Genomic DNA, 20,256 nt, shown 5'->3' on the forward strand with positions numbered 1-20,256 from the left:
GTACAGGACGTTCGCGTCGTACAGGACGGTAGGTGCCGTGCATGCCATCAGGCGAGGCCGAGCTCGTGGGCCTCTGCGGACAGCGCATCGGCGGCCGCGCGCCGTTCGGCCTCGTCGGCGCGCATGTACGACACCAGCGAGGCGGCCTGCACCCGGCGGTGACTGCCGACGGTGCGGAACTCGATCTTGCCCGACTCGAGCAGGCCGATCAGATACGGCCGTGACACGCGCATCGCATCCGCCGCCTGCTGCGTGGTCAGCTCGGACTGGGTGGGCAGGACGGTCACGCCCTCACCCTGAGCAAAGGTGGACAGGATCTCCCCGAGGGCGGTCAGGGCGCTCCGGGGCACCACGACGTCACCGCCCTCGGCGAAGCGCAGGTGGACCGGGCCTTCGCTGGCCAGGGCGCTCCTGAGATCGCGGAGCGCCGACGCGGCGAGCTCGGCGTCGGACGGGTCGGGGACGAACGGTGTCGCAACGGACATCGCATCCTCCATTCGAAACAAGTGAAACAAACGCAATATTCGAAGCATAAGCGGAGGTCGGATGGATGGCCAGGGGTGAGGTGGCGGGCGGTCTCCGCGGCAGGCGCGCCGGCCGCTGCCGTGGTGTGCTGAACGCGGCTGTCTGTCTCCTCACATCATGCGGATGCATGTAGTCGCCCGAGGCAACCATGGGATAGGACTGAAGGAGACGGCAGGCGCCGTCGGAACCAAGGCAAGGAGTGAGCGCGATGACCAGGGACCGTTTCCAGGGCAAGGTAGCGATCGTCACGGGAGGCGGCAGCGGCATCGGCGCGGAGATCTCCCGCGAGCTCGCCGCCGAGGGAGCCTCGGTGGTCGTGACGGACATCAAGCTGGAGTCCGCCCAGGGCGTGGTGGACCAGATCGTCGCCGCCGGCGGTACGGCGGCGGCGTTCGCGCAGAACACGGCCAAGGCGGAGGACTCGCGCGCCGCCGTGGACTTCGCCGTCGAGCAGTACGGGGCGCTCCACCTCGCGGTGAACAACGCGGGTATCGGCGCGCCGCCCGCGAAGATCGGCGAGTACGACGTCGCGGCCTGGGACCGCGTGCGCTCCGTCGACCTGGACGGCGTCTTCTACGGGCTGCGGTACCAGCTGCCCGCGATGGTCGCGGCCGGCGGCGGCGCGATCGTGAACATGGCCTCCGTGCTCGGCTCGGTCGGCATCGCGGAGAACGTCGCGTACGTGGCGAGCAAGCACGCGCTCGTGGGCCTGACCAAGGTCGCCGCGCTCGAGTACACCGAGCAGGGCGTGCGCACCAACGCCGTCGGACCGGGCTTCATCGACACCCCGCTCGTCCGCGCCTCGCTGAGCCCCGAGGCGCTGACGGCGCTCGAGAACGAGCACGCCAGCAAGCGGCTCGGCACGGACAAGGAGGTCGCGGCGCTCACGCTGTTCCTGCTCAGCGACGAGGCGTCCTTCATCTCCGGCAGCTACCACCTGGTCGACGGCGGCTACTCGGCGCACTGAGCCGCTCGGGTCGGGCCGAGCTCAGAACTTGTCGGCGGGCGCGGGCGCCGGGGCGTCCTCCGCCGTCCGCGCCCTTCTCTCCGCCCGCCGGGCCTTGCGCGCCGCGGCCTCGGCGTCGTCCTGGAACACGTTGTCGAGCGTCACGACGAACGTGGTGAACAGGGTCACGAGGATCGCGATGACCCACAGCGTCCACTGCAGGGGTGCGAACGGGACAAGCGACCCGAGCCACCAGAACAGCCAGGCGAGGCCGCCGCCGACCAGGACGATGAGGATCGCCCCGATCACCTTGCCGGCGTCCAGCTTGCGGCGGGGGCGGTCCGCGGCGACGCGCGTACCGGTCGCCCGGCGGGCCGCGCGGGTCGCGAGCTCGTTGACCGCCTTCTCGAGGGCGGCCTTGCCCTCGCCCTCCGGCATGTCCCGGTGGATGGTCACGAGCCGGGCCAGCTTGCGGTCGGTGCCGGGCACGACACCGAGGAACGCCGCGAACGCCGAGACCACGGCGCCGAGCGCGGGCAGCCCCACCGACAGGATCGACACCATCTCCGAGGGGATCACGCCGCGAAGCCTATCCACACGGAGGTGCCTCCGACCCGGTGTTGACCACAGCAGTTGCTGCCGGATTCGCCGCCCCGTCGGCAGCAACTGCTGTGGTCAACACCGCCTGGCAGCAACCGCTGTGGTCAACACGGCGGGTGGGTCGACGGTCCTGCGGGGGAGGGGCGTCCGCCAAAGGTCGTAAGTCAGGTGCGTTCTTGCGGGCGATGTGTCTCCGCGCCCCGCCCGACAGGGTTGTCTCGTCCGGAAGAACACCCCCGGACCAGTCCGAACACCTGCCGAGCGCGAGGAGCGCGACGATGTTCTCGACCCCCGTCCACCCACCCGTCGAGCGGCCTGTCCGACGCCGCCCCCGGGCCCTGGCCACCCTTGCGCTGCTGGCGGCGCTCACCGTCGCCGCCGGAGCTCCGGCCGCCACGGCGGCCGCCCTCCCGGCGGCGGCCCAGCAGCCCACGCCGCCCCCGCCGATCAGCGCCCCCGCCGGCGAGCACGCCCTCGAGAAGTCCGACGTCGACGCCTGGCTCGACGGTCTGCTGCCCGCCGCCCTCGAGAGCGGGAGCATCGCCGGCGCCGTCGTCACCGTGGTGCACGACGGCGAGGTGGTCACCACCCGCGGGTACGGCCACGCCGAGACGGGCACCACGGGCGGCGACGCCGTGCCGGTCGACGCCGAGCGGACGCTGTTCCGGCCCGGCTCCGTCTCCAAGCTCTTCACCGCCACGGCCGTCATGCAGCTCGTCGAGAGCGGCGACCTCGACCTGGACGTCGACGTGGCCGAGTACCTCGACTTCGACGTGCCGCGCCGGTTCGACGAGCCGATCACGCTCCGGAACCTGCTCACCCACACGGCAGGGTTCGAGGAGCGGGTCGGCGGCCTGATCGGCTTCGGCGACCAGCCCGTGGTGCTCCGCGACGCGCTCGCCGAGGACCCGCCCGAGCAGGTCTACGCGCCCGGCACCGTCCCCGCCTACTCCAACTACGGCAACGCGCTCGCCGGCTACGTCGTCGAACGAGTCAGCGGCGTGCCGTTCGAGGAGTACGTGGAGCGCAACGTCTTCGAGCCGGCCGGGATGACGTCGTCCACGTTCGTGCAGCCGTTGCCCGCCGGTCTGAGCGACCGGATGTCCCAGGGGTACGCCACGTCGTGGGACGCCCCGGGGGAGTTCGAGATCGTCGGGACGCCGCCGGCCGGCTCGCTCACGTCGTCCGCCCCGGACATGGCGCGCTTCATGCTGGCCCAGCTCGGTGCGCCCGGCGCGGGGTCGCTGCTGGAACCCGACACGCTCGACCTGATGCACGCCCCCGCCCTCGACGAGGGCACGCTCGGCGGCCTCGCCGCGGCGCCCCGGATGACGCTCGGCTTCTTCGACGAGAGCCGCAACGGCCACCGGATCATCGGCCACGGCGGCGACACCCAGTTCTTCCACTCGCACCTGCAGCTCTACCCCGAGGAGCGCACGGGCATCTTCGTGTCGCTGAACAGCTCGGGAACCGGCGGCTACGCCACCCTCCCGCTGCGCGAGGCCGTCCTGCAGGGCTTCACCGACCGCTACTTCCCGGCGGACGACGACGCCGCGGTCACCCCCGCCGCGGGCGTGACCGTCGACCAGGCCACCGCACGCGAGCACGCCGCGGCCGCCGCGGGCAGCTACGTCTCCTCCCGCGGGGTGCAGAGCAACTTCCTCGCGACCCTCGACGTCCTGAGCCCCACCACGCTCACCGCCACGGAGGACGGCCGCCTGCTGATCACGCCCGGCCCCGGCGCGACCACACCCGCCCTGTACGAGGAGGTCCAGCCGTGGGTCTGGCGCGAGGTCGACGGCCAGCGCACCCTCGCCATGCGGGTCACCGGCGACCAGGTCCAGGCGATCGTCTACGAGGGGGCCTTCACGCTGCTGCCCGGGCAGCCCGAGCGCGCCCAGGCCGTCGTTCTCCCCGTGGTCGGGGTGTCCGCGCTGATCCTGCTGGTGGCCGCCGTGGCGTGGCCGGCCGGCGCGATCCGTCGCCGGGCACGTAAGGAGCCGCTGCCGCAGGGCACCGGGCGCGTGTCCCGGATCCTGACGAAGATCGCGGCCCTGTGCGCCGTGCTCGCCCTCGCCGGCTGGGCCATCACCGTCACGACCGTGATGGGCCTGCAGGAGATCCCCGAGGCGTCCGTGCGGCAGCTCCAGGTCGCCCAGGCGATCGGCGTGCTCGGCATCGTCCCGGCCGTGCTGCAGGTGGTCGGCGCCGTCCGGCACCGGCACGGCTGGCGCCGGATCACGGGCACGGTCCTCGTGGTGCTCGCGCTGGTCGGCGTCGCCTGGTTCGCCGTCGAGTTCCGGCTGCTCGCGCCGTCGGTATCGTACTGACCGATGTCCATGACAGGCAGGCCCACCACGGACGGCTACCCGGTGCTCGACGACGCTCCGCTCCCGGTCCGTCCCCGCCGGTTCGACGCCCTGCTGAACCGGCTGGGCCTCACCACCCCGGTCTCGCGTGACGCCCTCCTCGCGGCGGTCGTCCTGACCCTGACGGCGGCCCTGATGCTGGGCCTGTTCGAGATCGTGCTCGGGTTCGAGGACCTGACGATCGGCCCGGTGCAGGGTGTGGTGCTCACCGTCGCCGCGTGCGCCCAGGCGCTGCCGCTCGTCCTGCGCCGGGTCCGCCCGGTCCTCTGCCTGGGCCTCGTGGTGGCCTGCCAGGTGGTCATCATCGTCGCCTCGCCCGACGACCTCTCCGTCGGCGGCATCCCGCAGATCATCGCCGGCTACACCGTCGGCACGCTGCTGCCCGTGCGCCGTGCACTGGCCGTCACCGGCGCGGCGGCCCCGGTCGCGGCGCTCGCGGCGGCCGGGACCGCCCTCGCGACCGGCAACGACCTGCTGGTGCCGGTTCTCAACCACCTCGTGTCCGGCCTGATCACCTACGTGGTCAGCGCGCTGGTCGGCAACGCGGTGGCAACCCGCCGCAACTACACCGAGCTGGTCCGGCTCCGGGCCGCGGAGGTGCTGCGGACACAGCGCGCGACCACCCAGGCGGCGATCTTCGCCGAGCGTTCCCGCATGGCCCGCGAGCTGCACGACGTCGCCGCGCACCACCTCTCGGGGCTGGTCGTGCAGGCCGCCGCCGTCGAGCGCCAGATCGACAGCGACCCCGAGGCCGCGAAGAAGGGCACCGCCTGGATCCGCGGGCAGGGCAAGGAGACGCTCGACAGCCTGCGGCTCATCGTCGGCGTGCTGCGGGAGCGCCCGGGTTCCGGCGGTCCCGGCGAGGACCCGCACGACGCGCCGCCGCCCGGGCTCGGCGCCCTCGACGACCTGGTCCGGACGGCGCGCGCCCTCGGTGACACCGTGGACCTGGACCGGGCGGGGCGGCCGCGGCCGCTGGCCCCCATCGCCGACGCCGCGTTCTACCGGGTCGCCCAGGAGTCGCTGTCCAACGCGCGCCAGCACGCGCCCGGAGCGCCGGTCCGGATCGCCGTGCGCTTCGACGAGCGGGAGGTGGTGCTTGAGGTGACCAACAAGCGCGCCGCCGGGCGAGCGCCCGCCCGGTCCGTGCCCGGCTCGGACCGGCAGGGCATGGGGCTGATCGGGATGGGGGAGCGTGCGCACCTGGTGGGTGCGGCGCTCGGCACGGGGCCGACGCCGTCGGGCGGCTGGCGGGTGCGGCTTGCGCTCCCGCTGCACCACGAGGTCACGACCGCGACGCCGGCCCGCCCGGCGCTCGCCGAGGGGGGACAGGGATGATCAGGGTCATGCTCGTCGACGACCAGGCGGTGGTCCGGGCGGGGTTCCGGTTCCTCCTGGAGCAGGCCGAGGACATCGAGGTGATCGCCGAGGCGTCCAACGGCCCGGCGGCGGTCGAGCTCGCGCGCCGGCACCGCCCCGACGTCGTCTGCATGGACGTGCGGATGCCGGGCGGCGACGGCCTCGCCGCGACGCGCGAGATCGTGGCGGGCGGGTCGGACACCGCCGTGCTGGTCGTGACCACGTTCGACCTCGACGAGTACGTGTTCGGCGCCCTGGAGGCGGGCGCGAGCGGGTTCATCCTCAAGGACTGCGAGCCCGAGGAGCTGATCGACGCCGTCCGCCGCCTCGCCGACGGGCACGGCCTCATCGACCAGGCGGTCACCCACCGGGTCATCACGGAGTTCGCCCGCCGCACGGCCCCGCCCCGGTCCGCCGCGGCCGAGGCAACCGCGGCGGCGCAGCTCACGGCCCGCGAGGCCGAGATCGTGCGGCAGCTCGCCCGCGGGCTGTCCAACGCCGAGATCGCCCAGGAGCTCGTGGTCGAGACGAGCACGGTGAAGTCGCACCTCGGCCGCGCGATGGCCAAGGTGGGCACCCGCGACCGCGTCCAGACCGTGGTCTGGGCCTACCAGAACGGCCTGGCCCCGGGCTGAGCCGCCGGGGCCAGCGGGGCCGCGCCGAACGGGGCCGGGTCGAACTCGCCGAAGCGGGCGCGGAACTCCGCCGCGCGGCCCGGCCACAGGAGCGTCAGGCGGCCCGAGCGGTCGTCCACGTACCAGCTGCGGCAGCCGCCGCGCAGCCAGACCGTCTCCGCCGCGCGGCGGTCCACCTCCGCGGTGTAGGCCGTCTCGGCCGCCGCGGACACCTCCAGCGGTTCGCCCGTCGCGTCCAGGTGGTCGAGTGCCCCCAGCACGTAGCCGATCTGCGCCTCGATCACCTCCAGCGCCGAGTGGTGGCCGAGCCCCGCGTTGGGGCCGTCCAGCACGAACAGGTTCGGGAACCCGTGCACCACCGTCGAGGCGTGGCTCGTCATCCCGCCCGACCAGTGCTCGGCGAGCGTGCGCCCGTCGCGGCCCGTGACCAGGTGCGCGAACGGCGGGCGCGTGGTCTCGAAGCCCGTGGCCAGCACGATCACGTCCACCTCGTGCCGGGCGCCCGAGGCCGCGATCACCGTGGACCCGTCGACCGCGGTGGGTGCGCCCGGCTCCAGGGTCACGTGCGGCTCCTGGAGGGCCGGGTACCAGTCGTCGCTGAACAGCGCGCGCTTGCAGCCCACCGCGTAGTCCGGGGTGAGCAGCGCGCGCAGCGCCGGGTCCGGCACCTGGGCACGCAGGTGCGCCTGCGCCCGCTCGCGCAGCTCGGCCTCCGCCGTGGTCCCCGCGATCCGCGCGTCGAACAGCCGCTCCGCCTCCTCGGCGAGCGCCGCGCGGTCGGGCCGCGCCTCGCCGGGCGCGTACGCCCGGTCCCCGCGCGGCAGCACCCAGGGCGGGGTGCGTTGCAGCACGACGACGGACGCCGCCTCCCGCGCGACCTCCGGCACGAGCTGCACGGCGCTCGCCCCGGTGCCGACCACAGCGACGCGCAGCCCCGCCAGCGAGGAGCGGTGCCAGCGGGCGGAGTGGAACACCCGGCCCGGGAACGTGGCGAGTCCCGGGATCTCGGGCACGCGGGGCTCGCTCAGCCGACCGACGGCGGTGGCCAGCACCCGCGCCGTCAGCGGTCCGCGCGACGTCGTCAGGCGCCACGTCGCGGAGTCGGCGTCCCAGCGCGCCCCCGTGAGGTCCGTGCCGAGGCGCAGGTGCGGGGCCAGGCCCTCGGCCCGGACGACGTCTCGGACGTACCGGTGGATCTCGGCGCCCGGTGCGAACACGCGCGACCAGGCGGGCTGCGGCAGGAAGGAGTAGGAGTACAGGGCGCTCGGGATGTCGCACGCGACGCCCGGGTAGACGTTGTCGCGCCAGGTGCCGCCTACGTCGTCGGCCCGCTCCAGGACGGTGAAGCCGGTGCGCCCGGCGCGCCGCAGCCGCACGCCGAGCCCGACGCCGGCCAGCCCCGCGCCGACGACCGCCACGTCGACGTCGGGGGCGGGGCCGTGCGGGCCCGCCGGGCCGCCGTCGTGCCTGTCCGGGTACGCCGCCGTCACCCCACCTACTCGTACGTGGTGGTGCGCTGCCGCACCGGGCGGCCGAGCTCGGCGGCCAGCCGCGTCACGTCCGTCACCGTGAGCTCGCGGCCCTGCTCCGGTCCTGCGTCGGGGTCGAGCGTCCCGTCGAGGAGCACGCCGCCCAGGTCGTCGGCACCGCCCGCGAGCACGCGCTGCGCGCCGCGCATGCCGAGCTTGGTCCAGGCGGCCTGCACGTGGTCGATCCGGCCCGCGAGCAGGAGCCGTGCGACGGCGTGCAGGGCGCGGCTCTCGCGCTGGGTCGCCGTGCGGGCGCCTGGCACCGGTACGGGCGACTCGGACGGCAGCCACGGCATGGGGATCAGCTCCGTGAACCCGCCGGTCGCGTCCTGGACCCGGGCCAGGGCGCGCAGGTGCCGCACCTGGTCGCGCGCCGATTCGACGTGGCCGTACACGATCGTCGCCGTCGACCGCAGGCCGGCGGTGTGCGCGGCGGTGACGAGCTCGACCCAGCGCTCGGCCGGGATGTCGGTGCCGCCGGTGAGCAGGGCCCGGATCCGGTCGTCGAGGATCCGCGCGCCCGTGCCCGGCACCGTGTCGACGCCGGCCTCGCGCAGGAGCCCCAGCCAGTCGGCGAGCGGCAGGCCGGCGCGGGCGGCGCCGTCGGCCAGCTCGGCGGGGCGGAAGGCGTGCAGGTGCAGCCCGGGGCCGCCCTGCTTCACCGCCCGGGCGAGGTCGAGGTAGGCGTCGGCGCCGCGGGTCGTCGGCGGGAGGCCCTGCACGCACACCTCGGTGGCGCCCAGCGCGACCGCCTCGGCGGCGAGCTCCGCGACCCGCTCGGGCGGCAGGCCCAGCGACGCGTCGATGTTCCGGTTCACGGCGTACGTGACGGCGTCGCCGACCCGCTCGCGGCGCACCTGGCCGGCGAGCGCGGCGAGCTCCTCCAGGTCGGCGCCGTCGGCCCCGAGCAGCTCGACCCACGCGGCGTCGTCCGCCCCGCGGGGATCTGCCTGGACGTCGCGCAGCAACCCGACCAACCGCCGCCTGTCGGCGGTCGAGCTTGTCGAGACCCGGGTCTCGACAAGCTCGACCACCGGCGGGTGTCCGTCCCTCGACGAGGGGAACTCGCCCAGGAGGGCGTCGTGGCGGGCCAGGCCGTAGTCGTCCGCGAGGGCCAGGACCCGGTCGCGCAGCCGGTCGTCCAGCCACTCCGCGCCCGCGCGCGCCTCGCGCAGGTAGTGCGGGTGCGCGGTCAGCCGCTCGCGCAGCGTGTACCCGCCCTCTGCGGTGAGCCGGGCCAGGTCCTCGATGTGCGGCCAGGGCCGTTCCGGGTTCACGTGGTCCGGCGTGAGCGGGCTGACGCCGCCCCAGTCGTCGATGCCGGCGCGCACCAGGAGCTGCAGCTCGGCGGCGTCGGTCAGGTTCGGCGGGGCCTGCACGCGCATCCCGGGGCCGAGCAGCACCCGCGTCACGGCGACGGCGGCCGCGTACTCCTGGGTCCCCAGGTCGGCGGCGCCCATCATCGCGGTGGCCGACTTGGCGCGGAAGTTCTGCACGATCACCTCCTGCACGTGACCGTGCCGGGCGTGCGCGTCGCGCAGCGCGAGGATCGAGTCGACCCGCTCGGCGTAGTTCTCGCCGATGCCGAGGAGCACGCCGGTGGTGAACGGGATGCGGGACCGGCCGGCGTCGTCGATCACACGCAGGCGCAGGGCCGGGTCCTTGTCGGGGGAGCCGAAGTGCGCCTCGCCCTTCTCGGTCCACAGCCGCGACGACGTGGTCTCCAGCATCATGCCCATCGACGGCCCCACCGGCTTGAGCCGCTGCAGCTCCGCCCACGACATCACGCCCGGGTTGAGGTGGGGCAGCAGCCCCGTCTCGTCGAGGATGAGGCGGGCCATGTGGCCGACGTAGTCGAGCGTCGAGGCGTAGCCGTGGTCGTCGAGCCACTGCCGGGCCACCGGCCAGCGGTTCTCGGGGCGGTCGCCGAGCGTGAGCAGGGCCTCCTTGCAGCCCAGCGCGGCACCCTGCCGGGCGAAGTCGAGCACCTCCTCGGCCGACATGTACGGCGAGATGCCGGCCTTGGCGAGCTTGCCCGGCGTCTGCACGAAGATGCAGTAGTGGCACCGGTCCTGGCACAGGTGCGTCAGCGGGACGAACACCTTGCGGGAGTAGGTGAGGACGCCGGGCCGGCCGGCCTCCGCCAACCCCTGGTCACGCAGCGCACCCGCGACGGCGAGCAGCCGGTCGAGGTCGGCGCCGCGGGCGTGCAGCAGTACCTCGGCGTCCGCCCGCGTCTCGGCGTCCGGCCTGGTCGGCGCGCTGCCGCCGTCCGCCTCCAGCCGGTCGAGGGCCGCGGCCAGGACCGCGGGGTCCGGGGGCTGCGGCTGGTCGTCGGGGCGCGCGGGCATGCGCAGTGTCAGGGGAACAGTCATGAGCCCACCTCGGGTGCGGGAACCGGATCGCGATGGTCCGGAGGGGACTGCCCGACACTATGTCATCGCGGTGTCACCCCAGCTCGGCGAGAGTGCCCTCCTCGGCGGTGACGAGCGAGGCGATGGTCGCGAAGAACCGAGCGATCCCGGGCAGGTTGGCGCCCTTCGCGCGCGACGCCGCGAAGTCCTCCGACGTGCGCCACTCGACGATGTCGAGCCACTCGTCGTCCGGCAGCTGCACGAGGCGCGCCCCGAGGAACCCGGTGCGGTCGGCCTCGAAGTCGGCGAGCATCGCCGGCCGTGCCGCCAGCATCGCGTCGATCCTCTCGGGCAGCACCCGGAATCGGGTCAGCTCCACGGACGTGCTCATCGTGTCTCCTGGGGTGTGCGGGTGGTTGTTCGCGCTCACCGTAGGCCACAAGGGGGGTCATCCGGCTGCATGCGCGGTGTGGGAATCCCGGATATCACCCGCTCGATCATCTTGCTAGCGTCCCTGGGACCAGCAGGCGGGCAATGCCGCCGGTCTGCTCCGGCTCCTTTCCGACTGAGGTGGTCTCCCATGGTTCTCCGCCGCGCACCGATCATCGTCGCCGTCGCCACGGCCGCGCTCCTGGCGACGGGGGCGGCCGTCGTGCCCAGCCTCGCGGCCACGGCCGTGGTCACCCAGGAGGCGCCGACGGCGGCCCGGCATGCCGCGGCGGCGCCCGCCGACGCCGATCGGGCCGCTGCACCGGAGGCCGCCACCCCCGTGGAGGCGAACGGTCAGCTCAGCGTCTGCGGCGTGCGCCTGTGCAACGAGCAGGGCAAGCAGATCCAGCTGCGCGGCATGAGCACGCACGGCACCCAGTGGTACTCCCAGTGCGTGGACGGCGCGTCGCTCGACACCCTCGCGTACGACTGGAACGCCGACGTCATGCGGATCTCGACGTACGTGCAGGAGGACGGCTACGAGACCGACCCGGCCCGGTTCACCGCGCTGGTCAACCAGTACATCGACCTGCTCACCGCGCGGGGCCTGTACGCGATCGTGGACTGGCACATGCTCGACCCGGGCGACCCCCACTTCAACCTGGACCGTGCCAAGACGTTCTTCACGGCGATCGCCGAGCGGAACAACGGGAAGAACAACATCATCTACGAGGTCGCGAACGAGCCCAACGGGGTGTCGTGGCAGACCATCAAGGGCTACCACGAGCAGATCGTCCCGGTGGTCCGCGCCAAGGACCCGGACGCCGTCATCCTGCTCGGCACCCGGGCCTGGTCCTCGCTGGGGGTCTCCGACGGCGCGAGCGAGTCCGAGGTCGTGAACAACCCGGTCAACGCCTCGAACGTCATGTACACGTTCCACTTCTACGCCGCCTCGCACGGCCAGGAGTACCTGGACACCCTGTCCCGCGCCGCCGACCAGATCCCGATGTTCATCACCGAGTTCGGCACCCAGGACTACGCGGGCGAGGGCGCCAACGACTTCACCATGGCCCAGCGGTACCTCGACCTCGCGGCACAGAAGAAGATCAGCTGGGTCAACTGGAACTTCTCCGACGACCATCGCTCCGGCGCCGTCTTCACCCAGGGCACCTGCGGGAGCGGCTCGTACGGGACCGACCGCCTCAAGGAGGCCGGTACCTGGATCCGGGACCGCATCCGCACGGCGGACGACTTCTAGGCGGCACGCGGGGCGGGGCCGGACCCCGCCCCGCGTGCGGGACGTCGGACGTCGGACGTCGGTGCCGCCGGGTGTCGGTGCCGTCGGACGCCGGACGTCGATGCAGCCGGACGCCGGATGTCGGTGCGCCGGACGTCGGGGCACAGGAAGCCGAATGTCGCTCCCGGGTGGCAAGGCACACCCAGCACAGGGGTGCCGGGTCGGCCGAACTTCGTGCGGCCTGGCCCCGCCGAGTTCACCTCCGCAGGACTATCCCGCCCAGCCGAATTCAGCGGGGCTCAGGTGTACGCGGTTCAGCACACCCGGCACCCCTCACCTTCGTGCAGTGCACCCCCGGAGGGAGGTACGAGAAGATCATCCGATGCGCATCCTCCAGCTCCCCGCGCGGGAGATCACACGGTTCGGCAGCGACGGCGTCGACATGGACTTCCTGCCGCAGGTGCTCGACGCCGAGCGCACCACCGTGCACGTCGCCCGGATCATCGCCGGTGGCGAACTGGGCGAGCATCCGGCGACGTTGCTCCAGGTGTTCGCCGTCCTCGCCGGCGAGGGCGTCGTCACGTCGAAGGGCGTGGACGGTGCTGCCGACGAGCGCTGGGACATCGAACCCGGCCAGGCCGCGGTCTGGGAACCCGGCGAGGTCCACCGGACGACGGCGACCACGGACCTGCTCGCCGTGATCGTCGAGACCACGGCCGACGAGCTGCTCTTCCGCGACCACGAGGTGCTGCAAGGCACGCCCGTCGACTGACCCCCGACCTCACGCGAGAGGCGCTCGCACGGGCAGATCCCGCAGCCAGGGCGCGAACTGCTCGGCCACCTCGGCCGCGACCGCCGCCGCATCGCGTGTCCCGTCCACCTCGATGACCGGCACGCCGAGCCGTCGCGCGTTCCGCACCGCGTCCTCGGCGATGAGGCGGTCGCGCGCGATGCGGTGGGCCTGGGCGAGCGCCGGGTCGCTGACCGGGGCGTCCACGGCCAGGGCGCGCGGCACGGTGCGGAGCTGGTGCTGCCGGAACTCCTCCGTCGGCACCAGGACGACCATGCGCCGCGGCGAGTCGACCAGCGGCGCGACCAGCTCCGGCCGCAGGCCCCAGCCCTCGGCGATCGCGGGACGGCCGGTGAACCACGCGCGCAGGTCGTCGAGCGTCCACTCGAACCGGGCCGGGAAGTCGGCCAGGACCTGCGCCGCCAGCGCCGCCGGGCCGTGGTTGATCCACACGTCCTCGACGTCCGGGTCTGTGACCGGCTCGCCGTGCGCGAGCCGCCGCGCGATGCGGCGGTCCTGGTGGCCGCGGGAGTCGTGGTAGTCGTAGTGGTACGCCGTCAGCCCGTGCCGTGCGGCGACCAGGTCGGCGACCGTGGTCTTGCCGGCCCACTGCGCGCCGCCGATCCACAGCATGCGGCCCAGGCTGCCGTGCGGGTCCCAGAACTCTGCCATCGCTGTCCCTCCGGTGCGGACGATGCCCCTCACCACCCGCCCCACGAGTGTCCTACGCTCCCTCCATGGTGCTCACCGTGTCCGTCATCGGCGCCGGACCCGCCGGACTCTCCGCTGCTGCCGCCCTCAAGGCCCGCGGCGCCGACGTCACCGTGCTCGAGAAGTCCGAGCACGTCGGCAACGCCTGGCGCCACCACTATGACCGCCTGCACCTGCACACCACGCGCGGGCTGTCCAGGCTGCCGGGCCTCGCGATCCCGCGGGCCTACGGCCGCTGGGTCGCCCGGGACGACGTCGTGCGCTACCTGGAGGCGTACGCCGCCCACCACGACCTGCGGATCGAGCACGGCGTCGAGGTCACACGCCTCGACCGGCCCGCGGGCGAGCGTACGGCCGGCAGCGCGGACCGCCGCTGGACGATCACCACCACGGACGGCACCCGCGCCGCGGACGCCGTCGTCGTCGCCACGGGCTACAACCACACCCCGCACCTGCCCGACTGGCCCGGCCAGGACGGGTTCCCCGGCGAGGTCGTGCACGCGAGCCGGTACCGCAACCCCGCCCCGTACGCGGGCCGGCACGTGCTGGTCGCCGGCGTGGGCAACACGGGCGCCGAGATCGCCCAGGACCTCGCCGAGCACGGGGCGGCGAGCGTGCACCTCGCCGTCCGGACGCCGCCGCACATCGTGCCCCGCAACCAAGGCCCGTGGGCCGCGCAGTACACGGGCGTCCTGGTGCGCCACCTGCCCGACCGCCTCGTCGACGCCGTCGGCGTGGCTGTCCGCCGGGCCAGCATCCCGGACCTGTCCGGCCTCGGGCTGCCGATCCCCGATGTCGGCATCGCGTCCCGGGTCGCCCAGGGCTCCGTCCCCCTCCAGGACATCGGCATCGTCGCCGCCGTCCAGGCCGGCACCGTGCGCGTCGTCCGCGCCATCGAGCGGTTCGACGGCGGCGAGGTGGTCCTCGCCGACGGCTCCCGGCTCACCCCCGACGTCGTCCTGGCCGCGACCGGGTACCGGCGTGCGCTCGAACCCGTCGTGGGCCACCTGGGCGTGCTCGGCGACCGGGGCAAACCCGTCGCGACGAACGGCCGCCCGGCCGCGCCCGGCCTCTACTTCACCGGCTTCACCAACCCGATCAGCGGCATGTTCCTGGAGATGGCGGCCGACGCCCGCCGGATCGCGCGGCACGCGACCCGCGGCAGGTAGGCGGATCCGACACGACGGATCGATTCGGTCGAAATGCTTGACACCTCGACCTCCGACCGGCAGCGTCCGCCGCATGAGCCGCCGAACGACCCTCGCCACCGCCGCCGCAGCTCTCGTGGCGCTGACCCTCGGCGCGTGTGCGCCGTCCGCGGACAGCCCCGAGCCGGGCGCGGCGGCAGGGGAGGGGTGCGACGGCGACGCCGTGGCGCTCGACGTCTGGTCCTGGCGGACGGAGGACGTCAAGACGTACGAGCAGATCTTCGACGTCTTCGAGGAGGCCAACCCGTGCATCACGGTGAGCTTCCAGGCCCACCTCAACACCGAGTACGACCAGATCCTGCGCACCGGCCTGACCGGGTCGGACGGCCCAGACATCGCGCAGGTGCGCTCCTACGGCCTGCTCCAGCCGCTCGTCGAGGGCGGCAACCTGGAGCCGCTGGAGGACGTCGTCCCGGCGCTCGCGGACTTCGACGACGCGATCCTCGACGGCTCCCGCGGCCGGGAGGACGGCGCCGTCTACGGCGTGCCGCTGGCCAGCCAGACCATCCAGGTCTACTACAACACCGCGATCTTCGAGGAGCACGGCCTTCAGGAGCCCGAGACCTGGGACGACTTCCTCGCGCTGAACGACACGCTGCTGGAGCACGACGTGACGCCGCTCGCCGTCGGCGCGCGCGACGGCTGGTTCGTGCCGACCGTGCACGACGCGCTGACCGCCGCCCAGTACGGCGGCGCCGACTTCCAGCAGGCCCTGCGCGACGGCGCGACGGACTTCACGGACCCGGCCTACGTGGACTCGATCCAGACGCTGAAGGACCTGCAGCAGTACATGCCCGACGACGTGACCGGCGTGCCGTACACGGACGCGCAAGTGCTGTTCACCTCGGAGCAGGCCGCGATGTTCGCCGGCGGCTCGTACGAGCTGGCGTTCTTCCAGGACGCCAACCCCGACCTCGACCTCGGCGTCTTCCAGGTGCCACCGCCGCCCGGCTCGGCCCTGGACCACCCGGTCAGCGCCGGCTACGCGGACGGGAGCTGGGGCCTGTCGGCCTCGACGGAGCACCCCGAGGAGGCTGAGACGCTGCTGAACTGGCTGGCCACGCCTGAGTTCGGGCAGCTCGTGGCCGACGAGCTCAAGCAGTTCTCGCCGATCCCCGGCGTCGAGTTCTCCGACCCGCTGCAGCAGGAGATGTGGGACCTGTACCAGGAGAACCCCGCGCCGTACCTGCTGCTCGTCGACTACCGCTACGGCGACCCTGTCGGCACCGACCTGATGGGTGAGGCGGGGCAGAAGCTCTTCCTCGGCGACACCGACGCCGAGGGTGCCGCGGACGTGATCCAGGACGGCCTGTCGGCCTGGTGGACGCCGGGCGAGTGAGCCGGCGCCGTCGAGCCGCGGCACTGCCCACGCCGGTCGCGCTGCTCTTCATCCTGCCCGCCGCGGCGCTGTTCGTCGTCTTCGTGCTCTACCCGATGGCCACGGCGCTGACCTACTCCCTGTTCTCGTGGCGCGGCACCGCGCAGGACGCGTTCGTGGGGCTGGACAACTTCGTCGCGCTGTTCACCACCGAGCCCTACCGCAGCCAGCTCCCGCGCGCGTTCGGGCACAACGCGCTGCTGTTCGCCGGGGCCATGGTGGTGCAGAACTCGCTGGGCCTCCTGCTCGCGTACGTGCTGCACCGGCGGGGGCGGCTGCGACGCCTGTTCCAGGTGCTGTACACGATGCCGTACCTCGTGTCGCCGCTGGTGGTCGGCTACCTCTGGTCCCTGCTGCTCTCGCCGCTGTTCGGCCCGGTCAACGCCGCCCTGCGCGCCGTCGGCCTCGACGCCGTGGCCCAGCCGTGGCTGGGCGACCCCGACACCGCCCTCTGGGTCGTCGTGCTGGTGACCGCCTGGCAGTGGGTCGGGTTCCCGCTCCTGGTCTACGGCGCGGCCCTCGGCGCGCTCGACCCGACGCTGGAGGAGGCCGCGATGCTCGACGGCGCCAGCTCCCGCCAGCGCTTCCGGCACGTGACGCTGCCCCTGCTGACGCCGGTGATCGGCACGGTGAGCGTGCTGACGTTCATCTTCTCCATGGAGGCGTTCCCGATCCCGTACGCCCTGGGCGGGTCCAGCGGCAGCCCGGCCGGCGCCACCGACGTCATGTCGCTCCTCTTCTACCGCACGGCGTTCCACTCCGGGGCGTCCAACGCCATCGGCATCTCGTCGGCGGTGGCGATCGTGCTGTTCGTCGTGATCGTCGGCGTCTCGGTCGCGTTCACGCGCTGGTTCCGTCGCGTCGAACGGCGGCTCACGTGAGGCGCGCCGCGGTCGGCACGCTGCTGTGGGGCTACGCCGCCGTCGCGCTGCTGCCGCTGCTGATCATGGTGTGGAACTCGTTCCGGACCGACCAGGAGCTGGTCGTGGAGCCGCTGGGCCTGCCGCACAGCCCGTCGCTGGACGCGTACCGGGAGGCGTGGGTCGAGGCGTCGTTCTCCACGTACTTCGTCAACTCGGTGCTGGTCACCACGGTCTCGGTGGTGCTGTCGACGGCGGTCTCGCTGCTGGCCGCGTACGCCCTGGCGCGGTCGCGCTCGCGCCTGATGGCGGTGATCGAGCAGGTCTTCGTCTCGGGCCTGATGATGCCGGTGTTCCTCATGATCGTGCCGATCTTCTACCTGCTGGACACGATCGGGCTCGCCTCGACCCGGACCGGGCTGATCCTGGTCTACTCGGCCGTCTCGATCCCGTTCTCGGTGTTCGTGCTGGCCACGTTCCTGCGCCAGCTCCCGGACGAGCTGGAGGACGCCGCCCGGATCGACGGCGCCGGCCCGCTGCGCACGTTCTGGTCCGTGCTGCTGCCGCTCGTGCGGCCCGCGGTCGCCACCGTGGTGGTCTTCCGCTTCGTGCCCATCTGGAACGACTTCTTCTACCCGCTGATCCTCGTGCGCGACCGGACGCAGTACACGCTGCCCGTCGGCCTGACCACCTTCTTCGGGGAGTACCAGACCTCCTGGTCCACGCTGTTCGCGGGCCTGGTCATCGCGACGCTGCCGCTGGTGGTGCTGTTCCTCGTCGCGACGCGGCAGATCGTGGCGGGTCTCACCGCCGGCATGGGCCGGTGACCGGGGCCCTCCCGGGCTGTGCCGCACGACACCCGACTGCATTCGGCACCCGTGGACTCCAGGCGTACTATTGACGGGTTGCCCGTGCGCCTGTCGTACGTCGCTGTCAGCGAGCAGCTGCAACTGAGCAGAGCATCCCCGCGCCACCCGGGACGCAGTACGCCGGCGTGCGCGCACCCCCGACATTCTGGAGACCATCGAAGTGAAGAGCGCCGTCGAGACCTTGGAGCCCACCAAGGTCAAGCTGACCGTCGAGGTGGACTACGACGAGCTCAAGCCGAGCATCGATCACGCCTACGAGCACATCGCAGAGCAGGTGAACGTCCCCGGCTTCCGCAAGGGCAAGGTCCCCCCGCGCATCATCGAGCAGCGGGTCGGTTGGGGCGCCGTGATCGAGCACGCCGTGAACGACGGGCTCTCCGGTTTCTACCGTGACGCCCTCGGCGAGACCGACCTGCGCCCGCTCGCCCAGCCCGAGGTCGACGTGACCGAGGTCCCGGCCAAGGCCGGCGAGGGCCAGCTGAAGTTCACGGCCGAGGTCGAGGTGCGCCCCGAGATCGAGCTCCCGGAGCTCTCCGACGTCGAGCTGACCGTCGACTCCACCGAGGTGACGGACGAGGACGTCACCGAGCGCCTGGACGCCCTGCGCGAGCGCTTCGGCACCCTGGTGGGCGTGGACCGTCCGGCCGTCGAGGGCGACTACGTCGTCATCGACCTGAAGGCCGTCATCGGTGACGAGGAGGTCGACTCCGTGTCGGGCGTCTCGTACCAGATCGGCTCCGGCAACATGCTCGAGGGGCTCGACGAGGCCCTGACCGGCCTGTCCGCCGCCGAGACCACCACGTTCAAGGCCCCCCTCGCCGGTGGCGAGCACGAGGGCCAGGACGCCGACGTCACGGTCACCGCGACGTCGGTCAAGCAGCGCGACCTGCCCGAGGTGGACGACGACTTCGCCCAGCTCGCCTCGGAGTTCGACACGCTGGAGGAGCTGAAGGACGACCTGAAGACCCAGGTCGCCGGCATCAAGACCTCCAACCAGGCCGTCACCGCGCGGGACGCCCTCATGGAGAAGCTCCTGGAGACCGTCGAGGTCCCCGTGCCGTCCGGCGTGGTCGAGGCCGAGGTGCACCGTCACCTCGAGTCCGAGAGCCGCCTGGAGGACGACGAGCACCGCGCCGAGGTCACCGAGGACGCGACCAAGGCGATCAAGAACCAGATCCTGCTCGACACCCTCGCCGAGAAGCTCAAGGTTCAGGTGAGCCAGGGCGAGCTCGTCGAGTACCTGGTGAGCGCCTCGCAGCAGTACGGCATGGAGCCGAGCGAGTTCATCAAGACCCTCGAGCAGGGCGGTCAGATCCCCGCCATGGTCGGCGAGGTCGCGCGCTCGAAGGCCCTCGCGGTCGCCCTGCGCCAGATCGAGGTCAAGGACTCCGACGGCAACGTCGTGGACCTGAGCGAGTTCATCGGCTCGGACGAGGCCGACGAGGCCCAGGCCGCGCTGAGCGACGCCGTGGCGCAGGCCCAGGAGGCCGCGGACGCCGAGGCGCCCGAGGCCGCCGAGCCCGAGTCGTCGGAGCCCGCGAAGGCCTGACGCACCCCCGGCCCGCCAGAGCCGGAGCAGGACGTCCGACGGCGGTCCGCACCCTTCGCGCGAGGGTGCGGACCGCCGTCCGCGTTCCCCTCGGCTTCGCCGTGGGCAGCACCGGTGCGCTGTAGGCGAAACGGCCGCCGAATCGGAAGTTCTGGCGGCACGAGGCACGTTAGGGTCGAGCGACACGACGTCTTAGGACGTGGTCCACAGACGAGAGTCAGAACCGAGGAGATGGACGTGAACGATCTGCTGCGGATGGATGCTGGGCCGGTAGCGCGGACGGAGGGTGCTGGCTTCGGGCTCAACGACTCCATCTACAACCGGCTGCTCAAGGAGCGCATCATCTGGCTGGGGTCGGAGGTGCGCGACGAGAACGCGAACGCGATCAGCGCGCAGATGATGCTTCTCGCGGCCGAGGACCCCGACAAGGACATCTGGCTGTACATCAACTCGCCCGGCGGCTCCATCACGGCCGGCATGGCGATCTACGACACCATGCAGTTCATCAAGCCGGACGTGGCGACGGTCGCGATGGGCATGGCCGCCTCCATGGGGCAGTTCCTGCTGTCCTCCGGCACCAAGGGCAAGCGGTACATCACGCCGCACGCCCGCGTGCTGATGCACCAGCCGTCCGGCGGTATCGGCGGTACCGCCACCGACGTGCGGATCGGCGCGCAGCTCATCATGCACATGAAGAAGGTGCTCGCCGAGCTGACCGCCGAGCAGACGGGCCAGACGCTCGAGACGATCATCAAGGACAACGACCGCGACAACTGGTTCACGGCCTCCGAGGCACTGGAGTACGGCTTCGTCGACCACGTCGTCGAGACCGCTGCGCTGGCCGGCGGCGGCGGCATGAACAGCTGACCGCCCGGAAACGCATCAAGAGCTTTCTCAAGAGGAGATGA

General features: G+C 72.7%; 18 protein-coding genes. 12 read left to right on the forward strand and 6 right to left on the reverse strand.

What is annotated here, in order from left to right:
* Window positions 1-47: 47 nt before the first annotated feature.
* A complete protein-coding gene (locus tag ACZ7LE_RS08630; RefSeq protein ID WP_470402875.1) occupies window positions 48-485 on the reverse strand; it encodes a helix-turn-helix domain-containing protein in 438 nt (145 codons plus the stop codon).
* A gap of 248 nt (window positions 486-733) precedes the next feature.
* Here ACZ7LE_RS08630 and ACZ7LE_RS08635 point away from each other — a divergent pair, with 248 nt between their 5' ends.
* Complete coding sequence (locus tag ACZ7LE_RS08635) at window positions 734-1,492, forward strand: SDR family NAD(P)-dependent oxidoreductase (protein ID WP_470402876.1); 759 nt, start codon at window positions 734-736, stop codon at window positions 1,490-1,492.
* Between the two features lie 21 nt (window positions 1,493-1,513).
* Here the strand turns inward: ACZ7LE_RS08635 and ACZ7LE_RS08640 are convergent, their stop codons facing one another.
* A complete protein-coding gene (locus ACZ7LE_RS08640) occupies window positions 1,514-2,050 on the reverse strand; it encodes a hypothetical protein (protein WP_470402877.1) in 537 nt (178 codons plus the stop codon).
* Window positions 2,051-2,349: 299 nt separating this feature from the next.
* Between ACZ7LE_RS08640 and ACZ7LE_RS08645 the strand changes: the two genes are divergently transcribed.
* From ACZ7LE_RS08645 to ACZ7LE_RS08655, 3 genes are read left to right on the forward strand one after another with little or no spacing between them, the layout of a single operon-like run.
* Window positions 2,350-4,401 (forward strand): serine hydrolase domain-containing protein, encoded by a 2,052-nt coding sequence (locus ACZ7LE_RS08645; protein ID WP_470402878.1) that lies wholly within the window; start codon window positions 2,350-2,352, stop codon window positions 4,399-4,401.
* A 9-nt stretch (window positions 4,402-4,410) separates the two neighbouring features.
* The gene (locus ACZ7LE_RS08650; RefSeq protein WP_470402879.1) at window positions 4,411-5,778 is read left to right on the forward strand and encodes a sensor histidine kinase; all 1,368 of its coding nucleotides are present in this window, start codon (window positions 4,411-4,413) and stop codon (window positions 5,776-5,778) included.
* Window positions 5,775-6,434, forward strand: a complete 660-nt coding sequence (locus ACZ7LE_RS08655; RefSeq protein ID WP_470402880.1) for a response regulator transcription factor — start codon at window positions 5,775-5,777, stop codon at window positions 6,432-6,434. The genes ACZ7LE_RS08650 and ACZ7LE_RS08655 overlap by 4 nt, the downstream gene beginning before the upstream one ends.
* On the opposite strand, the gene ACZ7LE_RS08660 is transcribed toward ACZ7LE_RS08655, so the two are convergent.
* From ACZ7LE_RS08660 to ACZ7LE_RS08670, 3 genes are all read right to left on the reverse strand, one after another.
* Window positions 6,407-7,924, reverse strand: coding sequence for a flavin-containing monooxygenase (locus ACZ7LE_RS08660; protein WP_470402881.1), 1,518 nt, complete (start codon window positions 7,922-7,924; stop codon window positions 6,407-6,409). The genes ACZ7LE_RS08655 and ACZ7LE_RS08660 overlap by 28 nt on opposite strands.
* Window positions 7,925-7,929: 5 nt before the next feature.
* Window positions 7,930-10,338 carry a 7,8-didemethyl-8-hydroxy-5-deazariboflavin synthase CofG gene (cofG, locus tag ACZ7LE_RS08665; RefSeq protein ID WP_470402882.1) on the reverse strand — a complete coding sequence of 803 codons (2,409 nt, stop codon included), beginning with the start codon at window positions 10,336-10,338 and terminating at the stop codon, window positions 7,930-7,932.
* A gap of 73 nt (window positions 10,339-10,411) precedes the next feature.
* On the reverse strand, window positions 10,412-10,708 hold the full coding sequence (locus tag ACZ7LE_RS08670; protein WP_470402883.1) for a hypothetical protein: 297 nt from the start codon (window positions 10,706-10,708) through the stop codon (window positions 10,412-10,414).
* 189 nt (window positions 10,709-10,897) lie between these two features.
* Here ACZ7LE_RS08670 and ACZ7LE_RS08675 point away from each other — a divergent pair, with 189 nt between their 5' ends.
* Both ACZ7LE_RS08675 and ACZ7LE_RS08680 read left to right on the forward strand, forming a co-directional pair.
* Window positions 10,898-12,004 carry a glycoside hydrolase family 5 protein gene (locus tag ACZ7LE_RS08675; protein ID WP_470402884.1) on the forward strand — a complete coding sequence of 369 codons (1,107 nt, stop codon included), beginning with the start codon at window positions 10,898-10,900 and terminating at the stop codon, window positions 12,002-12,004.
* 361 nt (window positions 12,005-12,365) lie between these two features.
* On the forward strand, window positions 12,366-12,755 hold the full coding sequence (locus ACZ7LE_RS08680) for a cupin domain-containing protein (protein ID WP_470402885.1): 390 nt from the start codon (window positions 12,366-12,368) through the stop codon (window positions 12,753-12,755).
* A 9-nt stretch (window positions 12,756-12,764) separates the two neighbouring features.
* On the opposite strand, the gene ACZ7LE_RS08685 is transcribed toward ACZ7LE_RS08680, so the two are convergent.
* Window positions 12,765-13,445, reverse strand: coding sequence for a hypothetical protein (locus tag ACZ7LE_RS08685; protein ID WP_470402886.1), 681 nt, complete (start codon window positions 13,443-13,445; stop codon window positions 12,765-12,767).
* Between the two features lie 65 nt (window positions 13,446-13,510).
* Between ACZ7LE_RS08685 and ACZ7LE_RS08690 the strand changes: the two genes are divergently transcribed.
* From ACZ7LE_RS08690 to ACZ7LE_RS08715, 6 genes are all read left to right on the forward strand, one after another.
* Window positions 13,511-14,653 (forward strand): flavin-containing monooxygenase, encoded by a 1,143-nt coding sequence (locus tag ACZ7LE_RS08690; RefSeq protein ID WP_470402887.1) that lies wholly within the window; start codon window positions 13,511-13,513, stop codon window positions 14,651-14,653.
* Between the two features lie 73 nt (window positions 14,654-14,726).
* Window positions 14,727-16,031 carry an ABC transporter substrate-binding protein gene (locus tag ACZ7LE_RS08695; RefSeq protein WP_470402888.1) on the forward strand — a complete coding sequence of 435 codons (1,305 nt, stop codon included), beginning with the start codon at window positions 14,727-14,729 and terminating at the stop codon, window positions 16,029-16,031.
* Window positions 16,028-16,951, forward strand: a complete 924-nt coding sequence (locus ACZ7LE_RS08700) for a carbohydrate ABC transporter permease (protein ID WP_470402889.1) — start codon at window positions 16,028-16,030, stop codon at window positions 16,949-16,951. The genes ACZ7LE_RS08695 and ACZ7LE_RS08700 overlap by 4 nt, the downstream gene beginning before the upstream one ends.
* Complete coding sequence (locus tag ACZ7LE_RS08705; RefSeq protein ID WP_400539717.1) at window positions 16,948-17,757, forward strand: carbohydrate ABC transporter permease; 810 nt, start codon at window positions 16,948-16,950, stop codon at window positions 17,755-17,757. Before ACZ7LE_RS08700 ends, ACZ7LE_RS08705 begins: the two co-directional genes overlap by 4 nt.
* 202 nt (window positions 17,758-17,959) lie before the next feature.
* Window positions 17,960-19,348: a trigger factor gene (tig, locus tag ACZ7LE_RS08710; protein ID WP_397393150.1), complete on the forward strand. Its 1,389-nt coding sequence runs from the start codon at window positions 17,960-17,962 to the stop codon at window positions 19,346-19,348.
* A 231-nt stretch (window positions 19,349-19,579) separates the two neighbouring features.
* Window positions 19,580-20,215 (forward strand): ATP-dependent Clp protease proteolytic subunit, encoded by a 636-nt coding sequence (locus ACZ7LE_RS08715; RefSeq protein ID WP_377232455.1) that lies wholly within the window; start codon window positions 19,580-19,582, stop codon window positions 20,213-20,215.
* The last annotated feature ends 41 nt before the right edge of the window (window positions 20,216-20,256 follow it).

Source organism: Promicromonospora sp. NPDC110617 (genome assembly GCF_055598465.1).

Bases quoted from the DNA above. Each gene is read 5' to 3' on its own strand.
- ACZ7LE_RS08630 (WP_470402875.1), bottom strand. From the start codon at position 485: ATGTCCGTTGCGACACCGTTCGTCCCCGACCCGTCCGACGCCGAGCTC.
- ACZ7LE_RS08635 (WP_470402876.1), top strand. From the start codon at position 734: ATGACCAGGGACCGTTTCCAGGGCAAGGTAGCGATCGTCACGGGAGGC.
- ACZ7LE_RS08645 (WP_470402878.1), top strand. From the start codon at position 2,350: ATGTTCTCGACCCCCGTCCACCCACCCGTCGAGCGGCCTGTCCGACGC.
- ACZ7LE_RS08650 (WP_470402879.1), top strand. From the start codon at position 4,411: ATGACAGGCAGGCCCACCACGGACGGCTACCCGGTGCTCGACGACGCT.
- ACZ7LE_RS08655 (WP_470402880.1), top strand. From the start codon at position 5,775: ATGATCAGGGTCATGCTCGTCGACGACCAGGCGGTGGTCCGGGCGGGG.
- cofG (WP_470402882.1), bottom strand. From the start codon at position 10,338: ATGACTGTTCCCCTGACACTGCGCATGCCCGCGCGCCCCGACGACCAG.
- ACZ7LE_RS08670 (WP_470402883.1), bottom strand. From the start codon at position 10,708: ATGAGCACGTCCGTGGAGCTGACCCGATTCCGGGTGCTGCCCGAGAGG.
- ACZ7LE_RS08675 (WP_470402884.1), top strand. From the start codon at position 10,898: ATGGTTCTCCGCCGCGCACCGATCATCGTCGCCGTCGCCACGGCCGCG.
- ACZ7LE_RS08680 (WP_470402885.1), top strand. From the start codon at position 12,366: ATGCGCATCCTCCAGCTCCCCGCGCGGGAGATCACACGGTTCGGCAGC.
- ACZ7LE_RS08685 (WP_470402886.1), bottom strand. From the start codon at position 13,445: ATGGCAGAGTTCTGGGACCCGCACGGCAGCCTGGGCCGCATGCTGTGG.
- ACZ7LE_RS08690 (WP_470402887.1), top strand. From the start codon at position 13,511: ATGGTGCTCACCGTGTCCGTCATCGGCGCCGGACCCGCCGGACTCTCC.
- ACZ7LE_RS08695 (WP_470402888.1), top strand. From the start codon at position 14,727: ATGAGCCGCCGAACGACCCTCGCCACCGCCGCCGCAGCTCTCGTGGCG.
- ACZ7LE_RS08715 (WP_377232455.1), top strand. From the start codon at position 19,580: ATGGACGTGAACGATCTGCTGCGGATGGATGCTGGGCCGGTAGCGCGG.